We start from the raw sequence: 15,367 nt of genomic DNA on the forward strand, positions 1-15,367 counted from the left end.
ACCGCCGCCGGGTAGGGTGCCGGGGCGGAAGTGGGCCCATTCGTAGCAGATGCCTGTCGCTCCGGCCACCCTCGCGGCCGGGGGACAGGCGAGCAGGCAAGCAGGCTGCTACGCGGGTTCTCGCCCCGTGCGAACGCCGTCCAGAATCACTCCCAGCATGCGAGGAAAGACCTGCTCCGCCGTCATCCCCAGCTCCTCCAGGACGTCCGGCCGCAGCAGTTGGTCCACCAGGGTGAGCATCATGCGGATGACGAGGCGCGGCTCCACGTCCGCACGGACGGCGCCGGCCTTCACTCCCTCGGTGAAGAGCCTGCCGAAGCGGGCCTGCATTGACTCGCGCCGCAGCTCCAGCAGCCGCTGCCACAGCGCGGGCGCATCCCGCTGCAGGTCCCTGAGCACCGTGGCGCTCCGCCCGTAACGGCCCGCCAACACCCGGACGAAGCCCTGGAGGCGCTCGCCGAAGTCCAGCCGCTCGTCGTCGAGCATGCGCGCGAGCTCCTCGCCAATCCGAGCGAAGCTGGCCGCGATGGCCGCCTCGCCGAGCTCCTCCTTGCTGGAGAAGTGGCGGTAGAGCGTCTTCTTGCTCATCCGCAGCTCGGTGGCGATGTCATCCATCGTCACCCGCGAGTAGCCATGCGTGAGGAAGAACGCCTCCGCCTTCTCCAGGATGCGCGCGCGGATCTCCTCCGCCTCCGTCATGCGAGGGCTCCATGACGCGGCCCCTGGTACACCAGCTCCACGCCGCCCCCAGGGCCGTGTGTGATGTTGCGGCGCACCGGACGCTCCGGCTCGTTGTTGGCGAGCGTGAAGCGGTGCGTGGCCAGCAGCGTTCCCAGGGCGATGCGCATCTCGTACAGGGCGAAGGCCGCGCCGATGCAGCGCCGTGCGCCTCCTCCGAAGGGCAGGTACTCGAAGGGCGAGAACTTACGCTCCAGGAAGCGCTCGGGCCGGAAGCGCTCGGGCTCGGGGTAGAGCACCGGATCGCGGTGCACGACGCAGATGGCGGCCATGACGCCGGTGCCCACGGGCAGCTCGCGCCCACGCAGGGTGAAGGGTGCCACGGTGCGGCGGCCCACCACGGCGACGACCGGGTGGAGGCGCAGCGACTCGTCGCACACCGCGCCCAGGTACGGCAGCTTCGCGAGTGCCTCCGGATCGGGCACCGCTCCCAGGGGGGCCAGCTCCTTCAGCAGCCGCTCGAGCGTGTCGGGGTGGTGGTGCAGGTGGTGGAGTGCCCAGGCCATGCCGATGGCCGTGGTCTCGTGGCCCGCGACCAGCAAGGTGCGCAGCTCGTCCTTGAGCTCCGCGTCCGTCATGGGCTGGCCTTCCTCGTCCCGCGCGCCGAGCAGCAGGCTGAGGATGTCCTCGTGGCCTGCCTCGTGCCCGCGCCGCGTGGCGAGCTCCTCGGAGAGCATCCGGTCCAACTCCGCCACGTGGTGCTGGAAGCGCGCCCAGGGGCCCACGCCGCCGAAGGAGCGCCGCAGAGGCTTCGCCGCCATCAGCAGGGGCGTATAGGAATCCATGTAGGCCGACAGGACCTCGCGGAAGCGCCGCATGCGCTCCGGCTCTTCGATTCCGAAGACAGCGCGGATGATGACGTCCAGGGAGATGGCCTGGGTGACGTCCTGGGCGCGGAAGGTGTCGCCTGGCCGTAGGCCCTCGGCCGCGCGCAGGGTGATGTCCCGCATCAGCAGCCCGTAGGCGCGCATGCGCTCGCCGTGGAAGGGCGGCATGAGCAGCTTGCGCTCGCGCTTGTGGCGCTGCCCTCCCATCAACAGCAGCGAGTTGTCCCCCAAGGCCGGCGCGAGGATCAGGTGGCCGAGTGGCTCGAAGAGGGCCGGGTCCGCGCTGAAGATTTCCCGGACGCCCTCGGGGTCCCCCGTGACGACCACGTCGCCCACCGGCAGCGCCGCGGTGAAGGGGTCCCCGTAGCGCGAGCGGCACTCGGAGAGGAAGGCCGCGGCGTTCTTGAGGAAGCGGAACGTCTGCAGGGGCTTGAGCTGGCGAGGCCCGGGCGGCAGCTGCGGGGTGGACATGGTTCGTCCTCCTGGAGTGCGAGCAGTGGAAACTCGGGAAACTCTATTGGTTTCCTGAGTTTCCTGCAACCGAAACGCGGGAGGAGCCCCGGTAGGGCTTCAGCCGGCGAAGGGCGAGAAGTTCACCACCACCTGTCGGTCGGGGACGAAGGTGCGGCGCGCGAAGTCCCGCACGGCCCCGCGAGGCAGGCGCGTGGGCGGAATCAACAGCCGCGCCGGATTCAGAGGGCCTGAGCGCGGCTGGGCCACCTCGCGCGCCAGCTCGGTTCCCCGCCCCAGGTCATCCTCCTCGCGCTGCGCGTACGCACGCTGGATGTGCCGATCCACCAGCTTCTCCTCCGCTGCTGTCGGGGGCTCCTTCGCCAGCCCCGCGAAGGCCAGCTGCATTCGGTCCGGCAGTGTGCTCGAGTTGATGGAGGCGCTGAAGGCGAGCGCCATCAGGAAGGTGTTCCCCCGCAGCGTCATGCACTGCACCTCCATGCCCATCGTCATGGGCTCCTCGATGTGCAGCGAGCGCAGCAGCCGCAACTTCAGCAGGGCCGCCGCGCGTGGGCACAGGCCCTGGTCCTTCGGCGCCACCGCGTACCCGTAGGCGATGAGGCTGAAGTAGGCGCGCGTGGTCTGCTCGATGGGCAGCAGCGGAGGCGGCACCGGCGCGGGCTTGTACTCTCCGGGCCTCGAGGGAGGCAGCCGCACGGAGCGCTCCAGCATGCCGAGTACCTCCTCGCGCTTCACCCCGCCCGTGATGACGATGCTGGTGTTGGCCGGGGTGTAGTGCCGCGTGTAGAAGCCCGCCAGGTCTTCCCGGGTAATGCTGTTGAGCGTCTGCTGGGTGCCGAGGATGGTGCGCGAGCTCGGTCCCGCGAAGAGCGTGTCCTCCAGGTGCTCGTGGAAGCCCGGGCCCTGGCCGAAGTACTGGCTTTCGGTGCCGATGATTTCCACCTCGCGCTGCAGCTGCCGCGGGTCGAGCTTGGGGCTGGTGACGATGCGCACGAGCTGCTCGGCCAGCGGCAGAAAGGACTCCGCCGGAGCCTCCAACACGTAGGTGGTGGAGTGGGCACTGGTGAGGCCGTTGAAGGAGCCGCCCGCGGCCTTCACCGCCAGCTGGAAGTCATCACCCCGCACGTCGAAGGTGCCGTGGAAGATGAGGTGCTCAAGCAGATGCGCCAGCCCCTCCTTGCCCCCGGGGTCGTTGCGCGAGCCGGTGCGCACCACGTAGTGCAGCGAGGCCCACGCCGCCTGGGGACGCAGCGCGAGCACCAGCTCGCTTCCATCGGGGAGCTTCTCCACCGTGGGACGCAGCGACGAAGCCTCCACCGCGCCACGGGCCTTGCCTCGGCCGCGGGCCAGGGACACGGTGGAGAGGAGCACCAGGGCCAGCAGCAGGGCTCGGCCCGCGAGGCGCCACAGCGGGTTTGTGCGCACTACCGGCCCTCCGTGACAGTGAGGAAGTGGAGCTGAATGGAGGACTCCTCGCGCAGCCAGGTGGAGGCCACGTCGCGCAGGGCCTCGGGCGTGAGGGTCTCGAGCGCGGCGGGCAGCTCCGGGTTGTACCAGGCCGGTCGCTCGCGAGCGGTCCTCAGCGCCTCGGCCACCTCGAGCGGTTCGCGATCGGCCAGCCGCAGCCGGATGAGGTTGGCCTTCTGGTGGCGCTCGAAGGCGCCGGGCTCGAGCTGGCCCTCGCTCACCGCGCGCACCTCTTCGCGCAAGAAGGGGCCCAGGTCGATGCCCGAGCGCTCCGCTGCCGGAAGGATGAGCGCGAGCGCATCGAGCGAGGCGGTGAAGACAGGCTCGGAGGCGAAGCTGTAGCCCACGCCGGCGTTGCGGAAGCGCTGGAAGAGTCGCTCCTCCAGCAGTGTCGCCAGCACCCGAGCCGCCGCCGCGTCACGAGGCGTCTGGATGCGGATGGGATAGGCGAGCACCTGCACCTCGCGCGAGGCGGGCGTGCGGCGCTTGTAGGGCAGCTTGAACGTGGGACGCTTGCGCTCGAGGACGGTGCCCCCGCTGAAGCCCGACACCAGCTTGCGCAGCGCCTTGGCGTCAAAGCGCCCGGTGGCGATGACGGTGGCGTTGCACGGCGCCAACAGCTTGGAAATGTGCTCGCGCACCGCGTTCAGTGGCATGCCCTGGGCATCAGACAGGGAGCCGAGGTTCGGATCCTTGTAGCGCGTCTCCTCCTCGAGCATCGCGCGCACCAACAGCAACTCCAGCCAGACCTCCGGATCAATCGGCTGCGAGTCGTTGTCGGCCCGCTCCAGCGCCGCCTCGTAGCGCCGAGGGTCCAGCTTCGGCGAGAGGACGGTGGTGAGGAGCGTGCGGGCGAGCGCGTCAAAATCCTCGGGCGAGGCGGTGAGGGTGAAGCGGCTCTCGTGCAGCCCGGTGTGCATCTCGAGCGACGCGGCGGCTCCGTAGAGTGCGGTGGACAGGGACTCGTAGCTGCCGCGCGCGTTGGCGTGCAGCAGCGCGTGCTGGGAGATGCGCGTCAGCCCGTTGACCATGCCGTCATCCGCGGCGCCCACGTTGAAGACGATGGTGAGCGTGGAGCGCTTCGCCTCGCGCGGGGCGAGCACCAGCAGCGGGTGATTGGGCGAGGCTCGAGAGGTCTCCACCGCGAAGGGCGCGGCGAGCACCGAGGGAGCGAGCAGCAGGAGCGCCACCGAGGCGGCGAAGGAGAGCGCGAGACGTGTGAAGCGCATGACGCCGTAGGGGCTGGTAACGGAGAGAGGGTCGAGGCAGGCTTGCTCGCGAAGATTGCCATGAGCACCGCCCTTCCGTCCTCTTGCCCCTCCTGCCATCACCCGCTCTCTCTGTATGAGGGGCGCTGCTCCCGCTGTGGCGTGCTCTTGGAGGACACGGGCTCCGAGTTGGAGTTGGACCTGGGCGGGGATTCCGGGTTGGAGCTGGATTTGGACAGAGGCCCATCCCGAGCGCGGCAGGAATTGGACTGGGACTCGCTGCCCGTCCCCGCGCCGCAGTGGAGCCCGCCCTCTTCCTCGCCCGCGCCTGCGGTGAGCAAGGCGACACCCTCGGTCTCCGTTCCGACGAGCCAGGGGGCCGCGGCACCTATCGAGAACGTGGAGCCCGTGGTCGCGCTGAGGCCGGGAGCGGCTCGGAAGCTGCTCGCGGTGGGAGTGCTGGCGCTGGTGGGGACTGCGGCCGTGTTGCTCATCCAGGGCCTGCTGCCCGAGCGCTTCCCTCCGCTGCTGACGATGCTCGTGTGGGTGCCCGCGGTCACAGGGGCGCCTTCGGACTTCTTTCCTCTCTCGGCGTGGGTGCTGTCGCTGCTGCCGTGGGGACTGTTCGCACTGGCGCTGGCCGTGGGACACCGGCTGTCGCTGTGGGCCCGAGTGCCCATGGAGCAGGGCCTGGTGGAGGGGTTGGGGCTCGCGCTCGTGCCGGGCGTACACCTTGTGGGAGGGCCGCTGGTGCTGGGTGAGCTGGGCTCATCCGCCGAGTCCCTCGAGCCCGGGCTCCGTCTGGGCTTGAAGGTGAGGACGGTGGTGGCCGTGGTGCTCGACGTTCTCGCGGTGGTGCTCGGGATGAAGGCGGCGCGCGAGCCCGGGGAGCTCCTCATCGTGGCGGCAATGACGTTCCGAGTGCTGTCGGTGGCGGCCTTCGCCGGAGTGCTGTTGGGGGTGGGAAGGGCACTCCGGGTGTTGGCGCGAGCCAGTGAGGCACCTGTGAGCACGGGAGGGAAGGGACGAGGCTGGGGCTCGGCTGCTCGAGCGGGTGGCTCCAAGGGTCCGGTGGTCACGGCAGCGTGGGCGGGGGCGCTGGGCGTCTGCATGGTGATGGTTCCCCTCGTGTGGTTCCTCCGGAGCGAGGCGAGGACGTGCGAGTCGGGGACAGAGCTGAGCCAGACGCAGGGAGCCGAGGGCCAGTGGGTAGGCGCGTGCGTGCTGCCGGATGGACGGAGGCAGGGATGGGCGCAGACGCGAGCCCAGGACGGGCGGCTATTGGAGAGCGGCGAGTATCGGCAGGGACAGCGGCACGGCACCTTCCGCACCTGGAGCGAGCGGGGCGTGTTGCTGGAGGAGCTGTCCTACGCCGAGGGGAAGCCTGACGGGCGATGGAAGCTGTTCAGGCCAGACGGGCAGCGCGCGCTGGAGTTGGGGTACGCGGGAGGACAGCTCTCGGGGGAGAGCACCACGTACTACGCGAACGGGAACCCGCGGTACCGCAAGAACTACCAGCGAGGCGTGGTGCACGGCCGGCACGCGAGGTGGTTCGAGTCGGGGTTGGTGGAGGTGGAGGGCGCGTTCAACCAGGGGAGGCCGTCGGGGTGGTGGGTGCAGCGGAACGCGGAGGGGAAGGTGGTGAAGCAGTGGAGTGAGGGAGGCCTGAGCTCGGACGAGGCGACGGCGGGTGTGTCAGCCGTGTTCATGGGTGACGCCACGCTGGCGTCGTCCCGTGTGATGGGTCCGTCCGATGTGGTCGAGCTGCGAGCGGGCCACACGCGCGAGTGGTGGCAAAAGCGGCTCGGGGAGCTCAAGGGCGAGGCGGGGAGGAATTCGGAGAGCGCCGCGCTCTACCAGCTCACATTGCAGCGAGCGCGGGCCAACGGCTTCGTAGTCTTCGAGAAGCCCGAGGGTGTGGAGCTCGCGCTGGAGCCTGTGCAGTGATCAGCGGGGCTCGGGTCTGCGCACCCGGGCCACCTGTTTCGTGTGGGCGATGGCCTCCAGGTTCTCCTTGCGGAGGGGATTTGCACGGCGCAGGGCTTTCGTCCTGCGCTCGGCATCTTCGAGCAGGGTCCAGGCCTCACGAGCCCGTTTGGGGAACAGGTCCAAGGACTGGACGTAGAGACAGGCCGCATGCACGCGGTCGTCCGAGTCGGAGAGCCCTAATCTCTGGAAGCGGCGCAGCGCGCGACCGAAATCCTTCCAAGGAAGGCCGAAGGCGAACGCTTCGGTGAACAAGGTCCGAGCGGTGCGCGCCCGGATGAGCCTGCGCTCGTTCTCCGTGCGAGTTTCGCGCAGGAATTGTTTCTCCTGGGCCAGGATCGCGCGCTCGAACTCCGCGTAGGGAACCCTGGCCGCGAACAGCTCCTGATGAAGCTGATCCCTCCGCGTCGCGACCGAGCGCCACCAGTCCTGCCGGTTACGGTTCACGCTCATGTCCCCCGACAAATCTTGCCGTTGACCCGAGCAGGCCAGAAGCCTCTCCGGTAGCAGTAGTCATAACAAGCGAGGCATTGGGTCTCGTTGTACTTGCGACCTGGCTTGCCGCCGCGAGCCTGTATGCATCGGTTGTAGTAGTCCCGGCACAGGTCTCGTCTTCGGTTGCGCTCTTCTTCCGAGGGCACCCGGTCCTCTGTCTCCTCCGTATCGGATGAGTCACTTTCAGGAGTCTCCTGCAGGGGCGCCTCTGACTGCTCATTGCTTGTCGTAGGAGGAACCACTCGTATGACACGAGGCGAGATCGGAACGACGGTCTCCTCGCCAGCCATCGAAGCGCAGTAGGCTGGGTTTTGTCGGCATGCGTTCGTGGCCGAGTCCATGCTCTGCTCGTAGCGTCCCCGTGGCTGTGTTGGGTCACGCGACGCTGAGGATTGGCTCGCAGCACACGCGAATATGAGTGGGCACCACAGACTCGCTGTCCAATGCATCAGGCTCCCACGCATTTTTTAGTCCCCCACAGGGGAGTATATCGCCTGGTGGGATGGAGAGCTGGATGGGTGCTCCGATGCGTTCGACTCGTGACAGCAGGAGCTTCAAGCCGCGAGTGTGGCGTGAAACAGGCTTGCGCCGAGAAACAGCGTTACGCCTCGCGCTTCTCCAGCACGGCGAGTCGCTCCAGAAACGCGCGGCCCTTTGCTGGGTCTGTCATGTGGATGAAGGCGGCCATGCCCTTGAGCTGCTCGAGCGTCTCGCCTTCTTTGCCCGGCTTGCCCTTCTCCCGGTTGTGCAGCGCCGCTCGCAACTGGCGCAGCACCTCGCGTGGTACTCGCGCTCCGGGCTGGCCTTTCGGGGCCTCATTCACCACCAGTCCCGTCACCACCTGCCGGTTCCCCGGGCGCATCACCCGCGTCTTGTCCGGGTGCACTCGGAAGCCCTCCGCCTCCAGCACCTGCTCCACCCGGGCAATCAGCACTGCCACCGGCGCTTCCGTCTTCCCCCGGCTCCTGCGCCAGGAGAACGTCATGTCGTCCGCGTAGCGCGTGTACGTGAAACCCAGTCGCCTCGACAGCGCTGACAGCCGCTTGTCCAGACGCAGGCACAGCGCGTTCGTGATTCCTGGCGACGTCGGCGCCCCCTGCGGCAGCGCGCGCGGCCCCTTCGCCACGTACAGCGTCTTGCCTCGGAACTGCACCACCTCGCGCGGCGCCTCCGTGGCCATCAGCGCCAGCAGCGTCGCCGAGCCCTCCGCCAGCCCTCCCTTGCGCAACAGGCCCTTCACCCGCTGCCACGTCACCGACGGGAAGAAGTCCTTGATGTCCATCTTCACCACCACGTCCGCGCCCTTGTGCGCCAGCGCGTTGGTGACGATGGAGCGCCCCGCCACGAAGCCGTGCGCCGCCCCGTGCACGGGCAGCCGCTCGATGACGTTCGCCAGCACCCAGCGCTGTGCCTCCTTCAGCTCCTTCTTCGGCGAGGTGATGGTCCGCTTCCCACCGTCCCGCTTGGGAATCTCCCAGCTGCGGTAGTGCGTCCCCGTGTCCACCTCCCGGTGGTAGCTGAACCAGCGCAGCCTCGCCACGCTCAGCCCCAGCGCCTTCGCCAGCGTCTGGGCTGACTCCAGCTCCGGCAGTCCGTTCGCCTTCGCTCGCTCCTCGCGGTCCTTCAGGTCGAACTTGTCCGGGCCTCCCGCCTCCTCCCAGTGCACCCCCGCGCCCAGGTGGTTGATGTGCGCGGTGCGCCACGCCTCCCACGCCAGGCGCTTCAACGCGCGGCGCTCGGCGGCCTCGGCCTTCTTCTTCTCCTTCCAGGCCGTCTTCTCCTTTTCGGAGAGGCCGCTCGGATCCTCGTGCTCGGGCGCGAGCCCCTTGGCCTTCAGCTCGGCCTCGACCCACGCCTCCTGGCCGCCGGCCTCTTCAATCGCCTTCCAGCGAGCCAGCCGCGCCTGCTCCTCGCGCTGGTTCACCTCGCGCTGGGCCACCACGTTGGCGGAGGCGGGAGCAGGGGCGGGGGCGGGGGCGGGCACCACCACGGGGGCCGCTGCGGGGACGAACGTCTCGAGCTTCGCGGTCATCGCGGCACCTCGGTACGGCGAGGAGTCGTCATGGGGGGAGGGGGGCGCGAGCGGTCGAGAGAGGCCTGGAATCCACCACCTGCTCACCTGGGGCACGGTAGCCTCACCGGCTCTCCCCGGTAGAGGGGTGTAGCCCCCTTGGGGAAACGGCGGTTGCGTCGTTGGCTCAGCTCCCCGAGGGGGCTACACCCCTCTACCGGGAGAGAGCCAAGAACAGGCTACCTTGCGGAGAGTGTCCTGCATTGCTTCCAGAGCGGCGCAGCGCCGCTCCCGCGCTCGAGGCGCGAAGGCTGATGCTTTCCGGACCTCTCTCGACCTCTCGCGCTACCTGGCGCGTTTGCTGTGCTTCGTTGCGTCCACCCCTCCTGAAGGGTTTTCTACACCATCCCGGAAGCCGAGTCGATGAAGGCCGTCAGGTCTCCCACGGACGTAGTGGCGAAAGCAGGCCGGCCTGGGTGAGGCGCTCGGCCACGTCGCGCGCCAGTTCCACGTGGGCGGGGTTGGAGGCGGTGAAACGCTCGGGGGTGAGGATGACGAGCGTGCCCTTGTCCTCCACGGGCTCGATGTGGACGGGCGGGGGCAGGGGAGGCAGCGGGCCGCGCCGGTGGGAGAAGTACATCAGCCAGCCGACGAAGGTGCCGGCCCTGGCGGATTCCGGCGCCACCCTCTCGCGAAGCTCATGGGAGGTGGCGATGCCCCACTCGGGCTCGAAGGCCATGGCCATGGCGCGCAGTATCCGCGCGAGTACGGGAGCCTGGAGAACGCGCTCCTCCGCGGAGCCTTGGGCCGGTGGCTCGAATACACAGGAGTTGGAGACCCAGACCGATGCATCACCGCAGAGCAGGGAGAGGCTACTCGCCGCTTCGTGGGTTGCCCCATTCCATCCACTCAGGGAGAAGCCGTCCGTGGGGAAGCGTCCTTCCTTCTGTGCTTGCTGGTTGAAGACCTGCGTGAGACCCGCCGCATCGACTTCAACGCGGTGTTGCAGAGCCTTTTTGAGGGTTCGGCCCTTCTTGAACCAATGCGCGAGGCTCGGGTCGCATGATGCGAGCAGGCGGAAGAAGGCTTCCGCTCGATGAGCACACGCCTCGACTGTCTCTCGTCGTGCCAGCCAGTACGTTCCAACGTAATACGTTTCCTTCATGGGAAGATCTCGATTCGATCGAGGTTTTTGCTTTGGAATCGTCTACGCATGAGGTCTGCGACCTCCTGCTCGGCGAAATGCCATTGGAGGGGAGTACTTCCTGCTGCCTTGAGCTGTCTCTCGGCCTGGTCGAGCATCTCCTCGACGCCTTCGAACCATGGCCTGCCCTGCATCTTCTTGAGCAGTTGCCGGTAGCCGGGCCCCTTGACCTCCAGGAGCACGCCGTTCTTGAAGCCGTCGAAGTCCACGAAGTCCTTGGGCCCCGGGCCTGTACGGACTCGGTAGACCCAGCCCTCCGGAGCGCCCGTCAGCTGGGATTGGTAGCGTTGGGCCTCCAGGGTCATGCGCTCCCTCTTCTTCGTCCATTGGCCTGGGCCCGCGGGAGCGGGGGGCCAGGTGCTGTTGCCTCCAGAGGCGTTGCCGCCCTGCGCCATGAAGACGATGGAGACCGATGTTGCGCCAGCTCCGACCCCTGACGTCATGGCTCCAGTTGGTAGCGCTACCTCACGCACCGCCAGCACGCCCCGGGCTGACACGGTGAGCACTGGCAGCCGAGAGGCCGAGGCCAATCGCGGGCCCACCGTGGCCGCACCGCCCTGGAGTGTCAGCACGTGCATGGCCAGCCTCGCGGCTTCGCGAATCTGGTCCTCCAGGTTCATCGCCCCGTAGCGGGCGAAGTACTCGGGCGAGCTGGCGATGAGACCCGACACCGCTGTGGGCAGGTGGGCCAGACCTTCCAGGGTGCGAGCCGGCTCGGTGAGGAGGGCCGCCAGTCCCCGTGCCATCTCCTCCAGTGCGGCCTCCGCACCCAGCAGCGCAGCGGTTGCGGGGTCTCTTCCCGTGCCCCGTTCGCCCACGGGTGGTGACTCCTGCTTGCGCAGGGCCTCGTCCACGGTGAAGTAGACGCCACCCCCGTCGAAGTGGAATGTGCCCACGCGCATACGCTGCACGTACAGCTCCCCCTGCTGAAGGGTGGGCTGTCCCAGCCAGGAGATGGGCGTGCCGGTGAGCGCCACGGCGCAGTAGCCATCTGGCCGGGCCACCACCAGACGGCGGAAGCGCTCGGTGCGGGCGAGCAACTCGTCGTAGGGCAGGGTTCTGCCAGTAGCGGAGGACTCGTGTAGCAGGCGCGCCAGGGTGGTGCGGGGGGCGAAGGTTCTCAGGTTGGCGGGGCCGTCCACGAGTCCCCGCCAGAGGGACTGGGCTTTCTCCAGGGTGAGGGGCTGGCCTGGAGACAGGTAGACGGACTGCGGCAGTCCGCCGTGCCGCAAGAGCACCTGGAAATCATCCGCCTCAGCGGCGAGGGCACCGGAGGCCAGCAGCAGCACTGCGGCCAGGAGCGCGGCGGATGTCAGCAGTCTCATGGCTTCATGCTGGCAGGTGTCGCGTGCAACAGCCACACGGACTGGCCGAGCGGTGACGCGCATGGGGGGATGAATATAGAAGGCCCCCCATGGGTGAATGGGGACAGGCGACGTTCTTCCGGACCAACGACCTCGATGCACTCGAGCGTGCCATCCGCAACCTCTGCTTGGAGGAAGGCCTCGTGGCGGCGCCCTACGTGCGGCGCGAGCGCGAGACATGGGACAGGATGCAATACGGAACGGGTGCGACCTCCGACCAGTGGGCCTTGGCACTCGGGGCCGGTCGAGGCGGCTGGTCCGTCGTCAAGACCGCGCCTCTCGACCTGCTGGCGGAGCCGGGGCCGTCGGGCGAGCATCGGCTCGGCATCATCACGCGAGCTCTGCGGTGCGACGCCCTTCATGTGTCGCTCCAGGACGGCACGGCGATGGTGATAGCGCAGGCCACGCCGACGGGTGAGGTCGTGCTGTCGGGATACACGATGGATGGCCTTATCTTCCACGGTGTCGAAATCGACGAGGCGCGCATCAGGCCCAGAATCGAGCACATCGACGTGCCGCGCTCCGTGCACGAGGCGCTCGAGAGCTCCCTCGTCGATGGCTTCGACGAGCTGCTCGACCAACTCGCCGACCGGCGATGGCTCGACGTCTCAATCGAGCTCATCGAGGGCCACGAGGTGCCGTCCGCACGCGTGTCGTCGTTCGTGCGTCCCACGCTCGACAAGATGCCGCCGCTCCGTGTGACGTTCGCGGTGGAGGAGCACCCGCTCGGCACTCGCTACGTGCTCGATGGGGGTGTGTGGGTGGAGGGCAGCACTTTGGACGCCGCAAATGCGGAAGTGGGGGCCGCGTTTGTCCGTAAGGTGGCGAGCTGGCTCCAGGTGCCGGTCACGCTCGAGTCCGGTGTGCCTCGCTCTGTGTTCTGCGTGCGCGCGGCGCCGAGTGAACGTGTGCGGCGCGTCGGCGTCGAGACGGAAGTGCTGTCCATCGGTTCCGCTGAGGGCGCCGAACTCCTCCTTCACGCCGCACGCGGCGTCGGCACCGCCGAGCTCGAGGAGCGCAGCCCGTACCAGCGGCGGCGCCTCGTCGATGTCCTCGCGCGTGCGCTCGTTGGGGCACGTGCGAACGCCGACGCGGCATACCTCGGCTTCGAGCGCGTCGTCGCGGAGCCCACGCCGCACGCCGTTGGCACATTCGCGGGAGAGCGCCTCGTCACGGCATGGTGGCGGCTGGGCAAGTCGGCCATCGCGATTGAAGGCAGGGAACTCTTCGAGCTGCCGGGGCTTTGTACGGCCATCGCCGGCACGTCGGGGCGGGTTGCCCTCGCGCTCGTCACGCCGGGTTTCGTCAACGAGCGCTCCCAGGGATACGGGCAGGACGATGCCGCGGTCATCGTCGTCATCGACATCAACACGGGCGAGGTGCACGAGGTGCTCCGCAGCGACGCGCACCTGACATTCGGGTTCACGCAGCTGTGCTTCGCGGGTGACGTGCTCGGTGTCCGGGCCGAGCGCGCCAGAGCACCGGTCATCGTGACGTTCAATCGAGGCAAGCGGGAGGAGCACCCGGGGGACTTCCAACACTGGGTGCGAGAGGTGATCCAAGCCCCGCGCACAGTGGATGACCTCTACTCGAGGTATGATCTACCGATGCTCTGGGCCGGGCCGCATGCGGTTGTGGTCGCCGACGCGAGCGCTGGCACCCGCTGGCGCACGGACGAGGGGGAAACGCTGGCCGTGCTCGACCTGCGCACGAAGCAGCGGCGCCCCCTCTTCGACGCGGCGGGCCTCGAGCCGCTTGCGTTCTCCGCGAGCGGCTCCCGGTGTCTCGCGAGCGCTGGTTCGCGGAGGCTCTTCGTTGGGAGCATTGGCGACAAGCGGTCATGAGCGCTTCTGGTCGGGCCCTACCTGAAGCACTATGGTGGAGCGACACACGATGATCACGCGCATCTTCGCCGATAACTACCGCTGCTTCGAACGGGCCACGCTCGAACCGGGTGCACTCACGTTGCTCCTGGGCCCGAATGGCGCCGGCAAGAGCGCGGTGTTCGAAGTCCTGTTCAAGCTCCGGCAGCTCGTCGTTGACGGTAGCCCCGTGGCGTCGCTGTTCCCGGATTCGACGCGAACGCGGTGGCTTGGCAAGAGCACCCAGACGTTCGAACTCGGGCTGCGAGGACCGGATGGAGCAGCCTACACGTACCGATTGGCCATTCGTCACGAGCGAGGTCAGGACAGCTTCATCGAGCGTGAGGAGATCCTCCACGAGAACCGGGTGCGCTATTCGTTTTCGGGAGAAGAGGTGAAGGTCTGGCCCTGGACTGGAGGTGTTGCCTTCACCTTCCCGGCAGGGTCCAAGGTGTCGCCGTTGTCGAACCTGCCGAGCAAGTACCGGTCAGAGGGATTGAGCCGGGTGATAGACAGGTTGGCTCATATCTGGGTCTTCCGTCCGGTGCCGCAGACCCTGGATACAGTGGCCCGGGAAGGCAAGGGCGGCTTCCTGGAAAGAGACCTGTCCAACTTCGCCTCCTGGCTTCTGGCGATGCACGACGTTCGTGCGACGTTCTCACGTGACCTCAAGCGAAGCCTGCGCATCGTGCTCGAAGGGTTCCGGGACTACGAGTTCGAGCAGCAGGGACGTGGCAGTCATCTGCTCCAGTTCTCGTTTGCCTCACCGAGACGGCGTGGGCGTGTCGTCTTCGCCTTCAACGAACTCTCCGAGGGGCAGCGCGCGTTGGTTGTGCTCTACGCGTTGCTGCATGCGGTTTCCGGTGAGGCGAGCACGCTCTGCATCGACGAGCCGGAGAACTTCCTCTCGCCGCGAGAGATACAACCCTGGCTCAATCGCCTGATGGACGAGACGGAGGCGGGTGGCCAGGCGCTGCTCATCTCCCACAACCCCGGGTTGATCGACTTCCTCGCGCCCACGCAGGGTCTTCTTCTCGAGCGCGAGGGCGGTGGGCCGGCGCGGGTACGCCCGGTCCCTGCCGATGGCGGGGGCTTGCCCGTGTCCGAACTGCTCGCGCGGGGGTGGGTCGATGGGTAGTCGGCGCATCCGAGTGGTGGTTCTCTGTGAAGGCATGGCCGATTATCGGTTCGCTTATCGGTGCCTCCGCCAGTGTGGATGGAGAGAGGACCAGATCACAGCCAACATCTCCCGGAGTGGAAGGGGCTCGGCATACGACCACGTGCTTGATGCCTATCCGGCGGAGGTCCACGCCAACCGCAAGGGCGTGGGGCAACGAGATCTTCTCGTGGTCATTGATGCGGATACCCAGCCAGAAGGAGGAAGGGAGCGACAGCTCGCCGAGCGCTTGCGAGTCGCGGGTGAGCCGGCGCGAGGGAGAAAAGAGCGGCTCTCCCTCTGGGTACCCCGGCGACAGATGGAGACCTGGGTTCACTTCCTGAAGCACGGGAATGCGGACGAGCAGACCGATTACAAAAGGCTCCATGCGGTTCGGGATGAGGATCGCCAACCCGCAGCGCAGAAGTTCGCGCGGATGCTGGCGACGCGGAAACCGCTGCCCCATGGCGTGGTGCGCTCGATGCGGAAGGCCGTGGACGAGTTCGAACGAATCCGGGCCGCACCGGTTGAGAAGAGTCCAGTGCGGCGTAAGCGCAAGGGGCGTTGAGCAGGTTCCG

Annotated in this window: 12 protein-coding genes; 4 read left to right on the forward strand and 8 right to left on the reverse strand. The window is 67.9% G+C overall.

All coding sequences use genetic code 11. The features are described 5' to 3' along the window. Window positions 1-108: 108 nt before the first annotated feature. The 4 genes from F0U60_RS01590 to F0U60_RS01605 form a co-directional block, all read right to left on the reverse strand. Window positions 109-699 carry a TetR/AcrR family transcriptional regulator gene (locus F0U60_RS01590; RefSeq protein WP_395813174.1) on the reverse strand — a complete coding sequence of 197 codons (591 nt, stop codon included), beginning with the start codon at window positions 697-699 and terminating at the stop codon, window positions 109-111. After that, window positions 696-2,036: a cytochrome P450 gene (locus tag F0U60_RS01595; protein ID WP_395813176.1), complete on the reverse strand. Its 1,341-nt coding sequence runs from the start codon at window positions 2,034-2,036 to the stop codon at window positions 696-698. Before F0U60_RS01595 ends, F0U60_RS01590 begins: the two co-directional genes overlap by 4 nt. A gap of 99 nt (window positions 2,037-2,135) precedes the next feature. Beyond that, entirely contained in the window at window positions 2,136-3,461 is a 1,326-nt protein-coding gene (locus F0U60_RS01600) for a M16 family metallopeptidase (protein WP_395813178.1), read from the reverse strand. After that, a complete protein-coding gene (locus tag F0U60_RS01605; protein ID WP_395813180.1) occupies window positions 3,461-4,732 on the reverse strand; it encodes a M16 family metallopeptidase in 1,272 nt (423 codons plus the stop codon). The genes F0U60_RS01600 and F0U60_RS01605 overlap by 1 nt, the downstream gene beginning before the upstream one ends. 60 nt (window positions 4,733-4,792) lie before the next feature. On the opposite strand from F0U60_RS01605, the gene F0U60_RS01610 reads away from it, so the two are divergent. Next, window positions 4,793-6,658, forward strand: a complete 1,866-nt coding sequence (locus F0U60_RS01610) for a hypothetical protein (protein ID WP_395813182.1) — start codon at window positions 4,793-4,795, stop codon at window positions 6,656-6,658. Here F0U60_RS01610 and F0U60_RS01615 read toward each other — a convergent pair whose 3' ends face one another. From F0U60_RS01615 to F0U60_RS01630, 4 genes are all read right to left on the reverse strand, one after another. After that, the gene (locus F0U60_RS01615) at window positions 6,659-7,150 is read right to left on the reverse strand and encodes a hypothetical protein (RefSeq protein WP_395813184.1); all 492 of its coding nucleotides are present in this window, start codon (window positions 7,148-7,150) and stop codon (window positions 6,659-6,661) included. It lies immediately after the preceding gene. 643 nt (window positions 7,151-7,793) lie between these two features. Further along, a complete protein-coding gene (locus tag F0U60_RS01620; RefSeq protein ID WP_395813186.1) occupies window positions 7,794-9,224 on the reverse strand; it encodes a reverse transcriptase family protein in 1,431 nt (476 codons plus the stop codon). A 412-nt stretch (window positions 9,225-9,636) separates the two neighbouring features. Further along, window positions 9,637-10,368, reverse strand: coding sequence for an immunity 52 family protein (locus tag F0U60_RS01625; protein ID WP_395813188.1), 732 nt, complete (start codon window positions 10,366-10,368; stop codon window positions 9,637-9,639). Further along, window positions 10,365-11,732 (reverse strand): Tox-REase-5 domain-containing protein, encoded by a 1,368-nt coding sequence (locus tag F0U60_RS01630; RefSeq protein ID WP_395813190.1) that lies wholly within the window; start codon window positions 11,730-11,732, stop codon window positions 10,365-10,367. The genes F0U60_RS01625 and F0U60_RS01630 overlap by 4 nt, the downstream gene beginning before the upstream one ends. Window positions 11,733-11,821: 89 nt before the next feature. On the opposite strand from F0U60_RS01630, the gene F0U60_RS01635 reads away from it, so the two are divergent. From F0U60_RS01635 to F0U60_RS01645, 3 genes are all read left to right on the forward strand, one after another. After that, on the forward strand, window positions 11,822-13,615 hold the full coding sequence (locus F0U60_RS01635; RefSeq protein WP_395813192.1) for a hypothetical protein: 1,794 nt from the start codon (window positions 11,822-11,824) through the stop codon (window positions 13,613-13,615). A gap of 49 nt (window positions 13,616-13,664) precedes the next feature. Beyond that, window positions 13,665-14,771 (forward strand): AAA family ATPase, encoded by a 1,107-nt coding sequence (locus F0U60_RS01640; protein ID WP_395813194.1) that lies wholly within the window; start codon window positions 13,665-13,667, stop codon window positions 14,769-14,771. 142 nt (window positions 14,772-14,913) lie between these two features. Beyond that, window positions 14,914-15,357 (forward strand): hypothetical protein, encoded by a 444-nt coding sequence (locus F0U60_RS01645; protein WP_395813196.1) that lies wholly within the window; start codon window positions 14,914-14,916, stop codon window positions 15,355-15,357. Window positions 15,358-15,367 lie beyond the last annotated feature (10 nt).

Source organism: Archangium minus, assembly GCF_044360475.1.
Taxonomy (GTDB): domain Bacteria; phylum Myxococcota; class Myxococcia; order Myxococcales; family Myxococcaceae; genus Archangium; species Archangium minus.

Bases quoted from the DNA above. Each gene is read 5' to 3' on its own strand.
- F0U60_RS01590 (WP_395813174.1), bottom strand. From the start codon at position 699: ATGACGGAGGCGGAGGAGATCCGCGCGCGCATCCTGGAGAAGGCGGAG.
- F0U60_RS01595 (WP_395813176.1), bottom strand. From the start codon at position 2,036: ATGTCCACCCCGCAGCTGCCGCCCGGGCCTCGCCAGCTCAAGCCCCTG.
- F0U60_RS01605 (WP_395813180.1), bottom strand. From the start codon at position 4,732: ATGCGCTTCACACGTCTCGCGCTCTCCTTCGCCGCCTCGGTGGCGCTC.
- F0U60_RS01610 (WP_395813182.1), top strand. From the start codon at position 4,793: ATGAGCACCGCCCTTCCGTCCTCTTGCCCCTCCTGCCATCACCCGCTC.
- F0U60_RS01615 (WP_395813184.1), bottom strand. From the start codon at position 7,150: ATGAGCGTGAACCGTAACCGGCAGGACTGGTGGCGCTCGGTCGCGACG.
- F0U60_RS01620 (WP_395813186.1), bottom strand. From the start codon at position 9,224: ATGACCGCGAAGCTCGAGACGTTCGTCCCCGCAGCGGCCCCCGTGGTG.
- F0U60_RS01625 (WP_395813188.1), bottom strand. From the start codon at position 10,368: ATGAAGGAAACGTATTACGTTGGAACGTACTGGCTGGCACGACGAGAG.
- F0U60_RS01630 (WP_395813190.1), bottom strand. From the start codon at position 11,732: ATGAGACTGCTGACATCCGCCGCGCTCCTGGCCGCAGTGCTGCTGCTG.
- F0U60_RS01635 (WP_395813192.1), top strand. From the start codon at position 11,822: ATGGGTGAATGGGGACAGGCGACGTTCTTCCGGACCAACGACCTCGAT.
- F0U60_RS01640 (WP_395813194.1), top strand. From the start codon at position 13,665: ATGATCACGCGCATCTTCGCCGATAACTACCGCTGCTTCGAACGGGCC.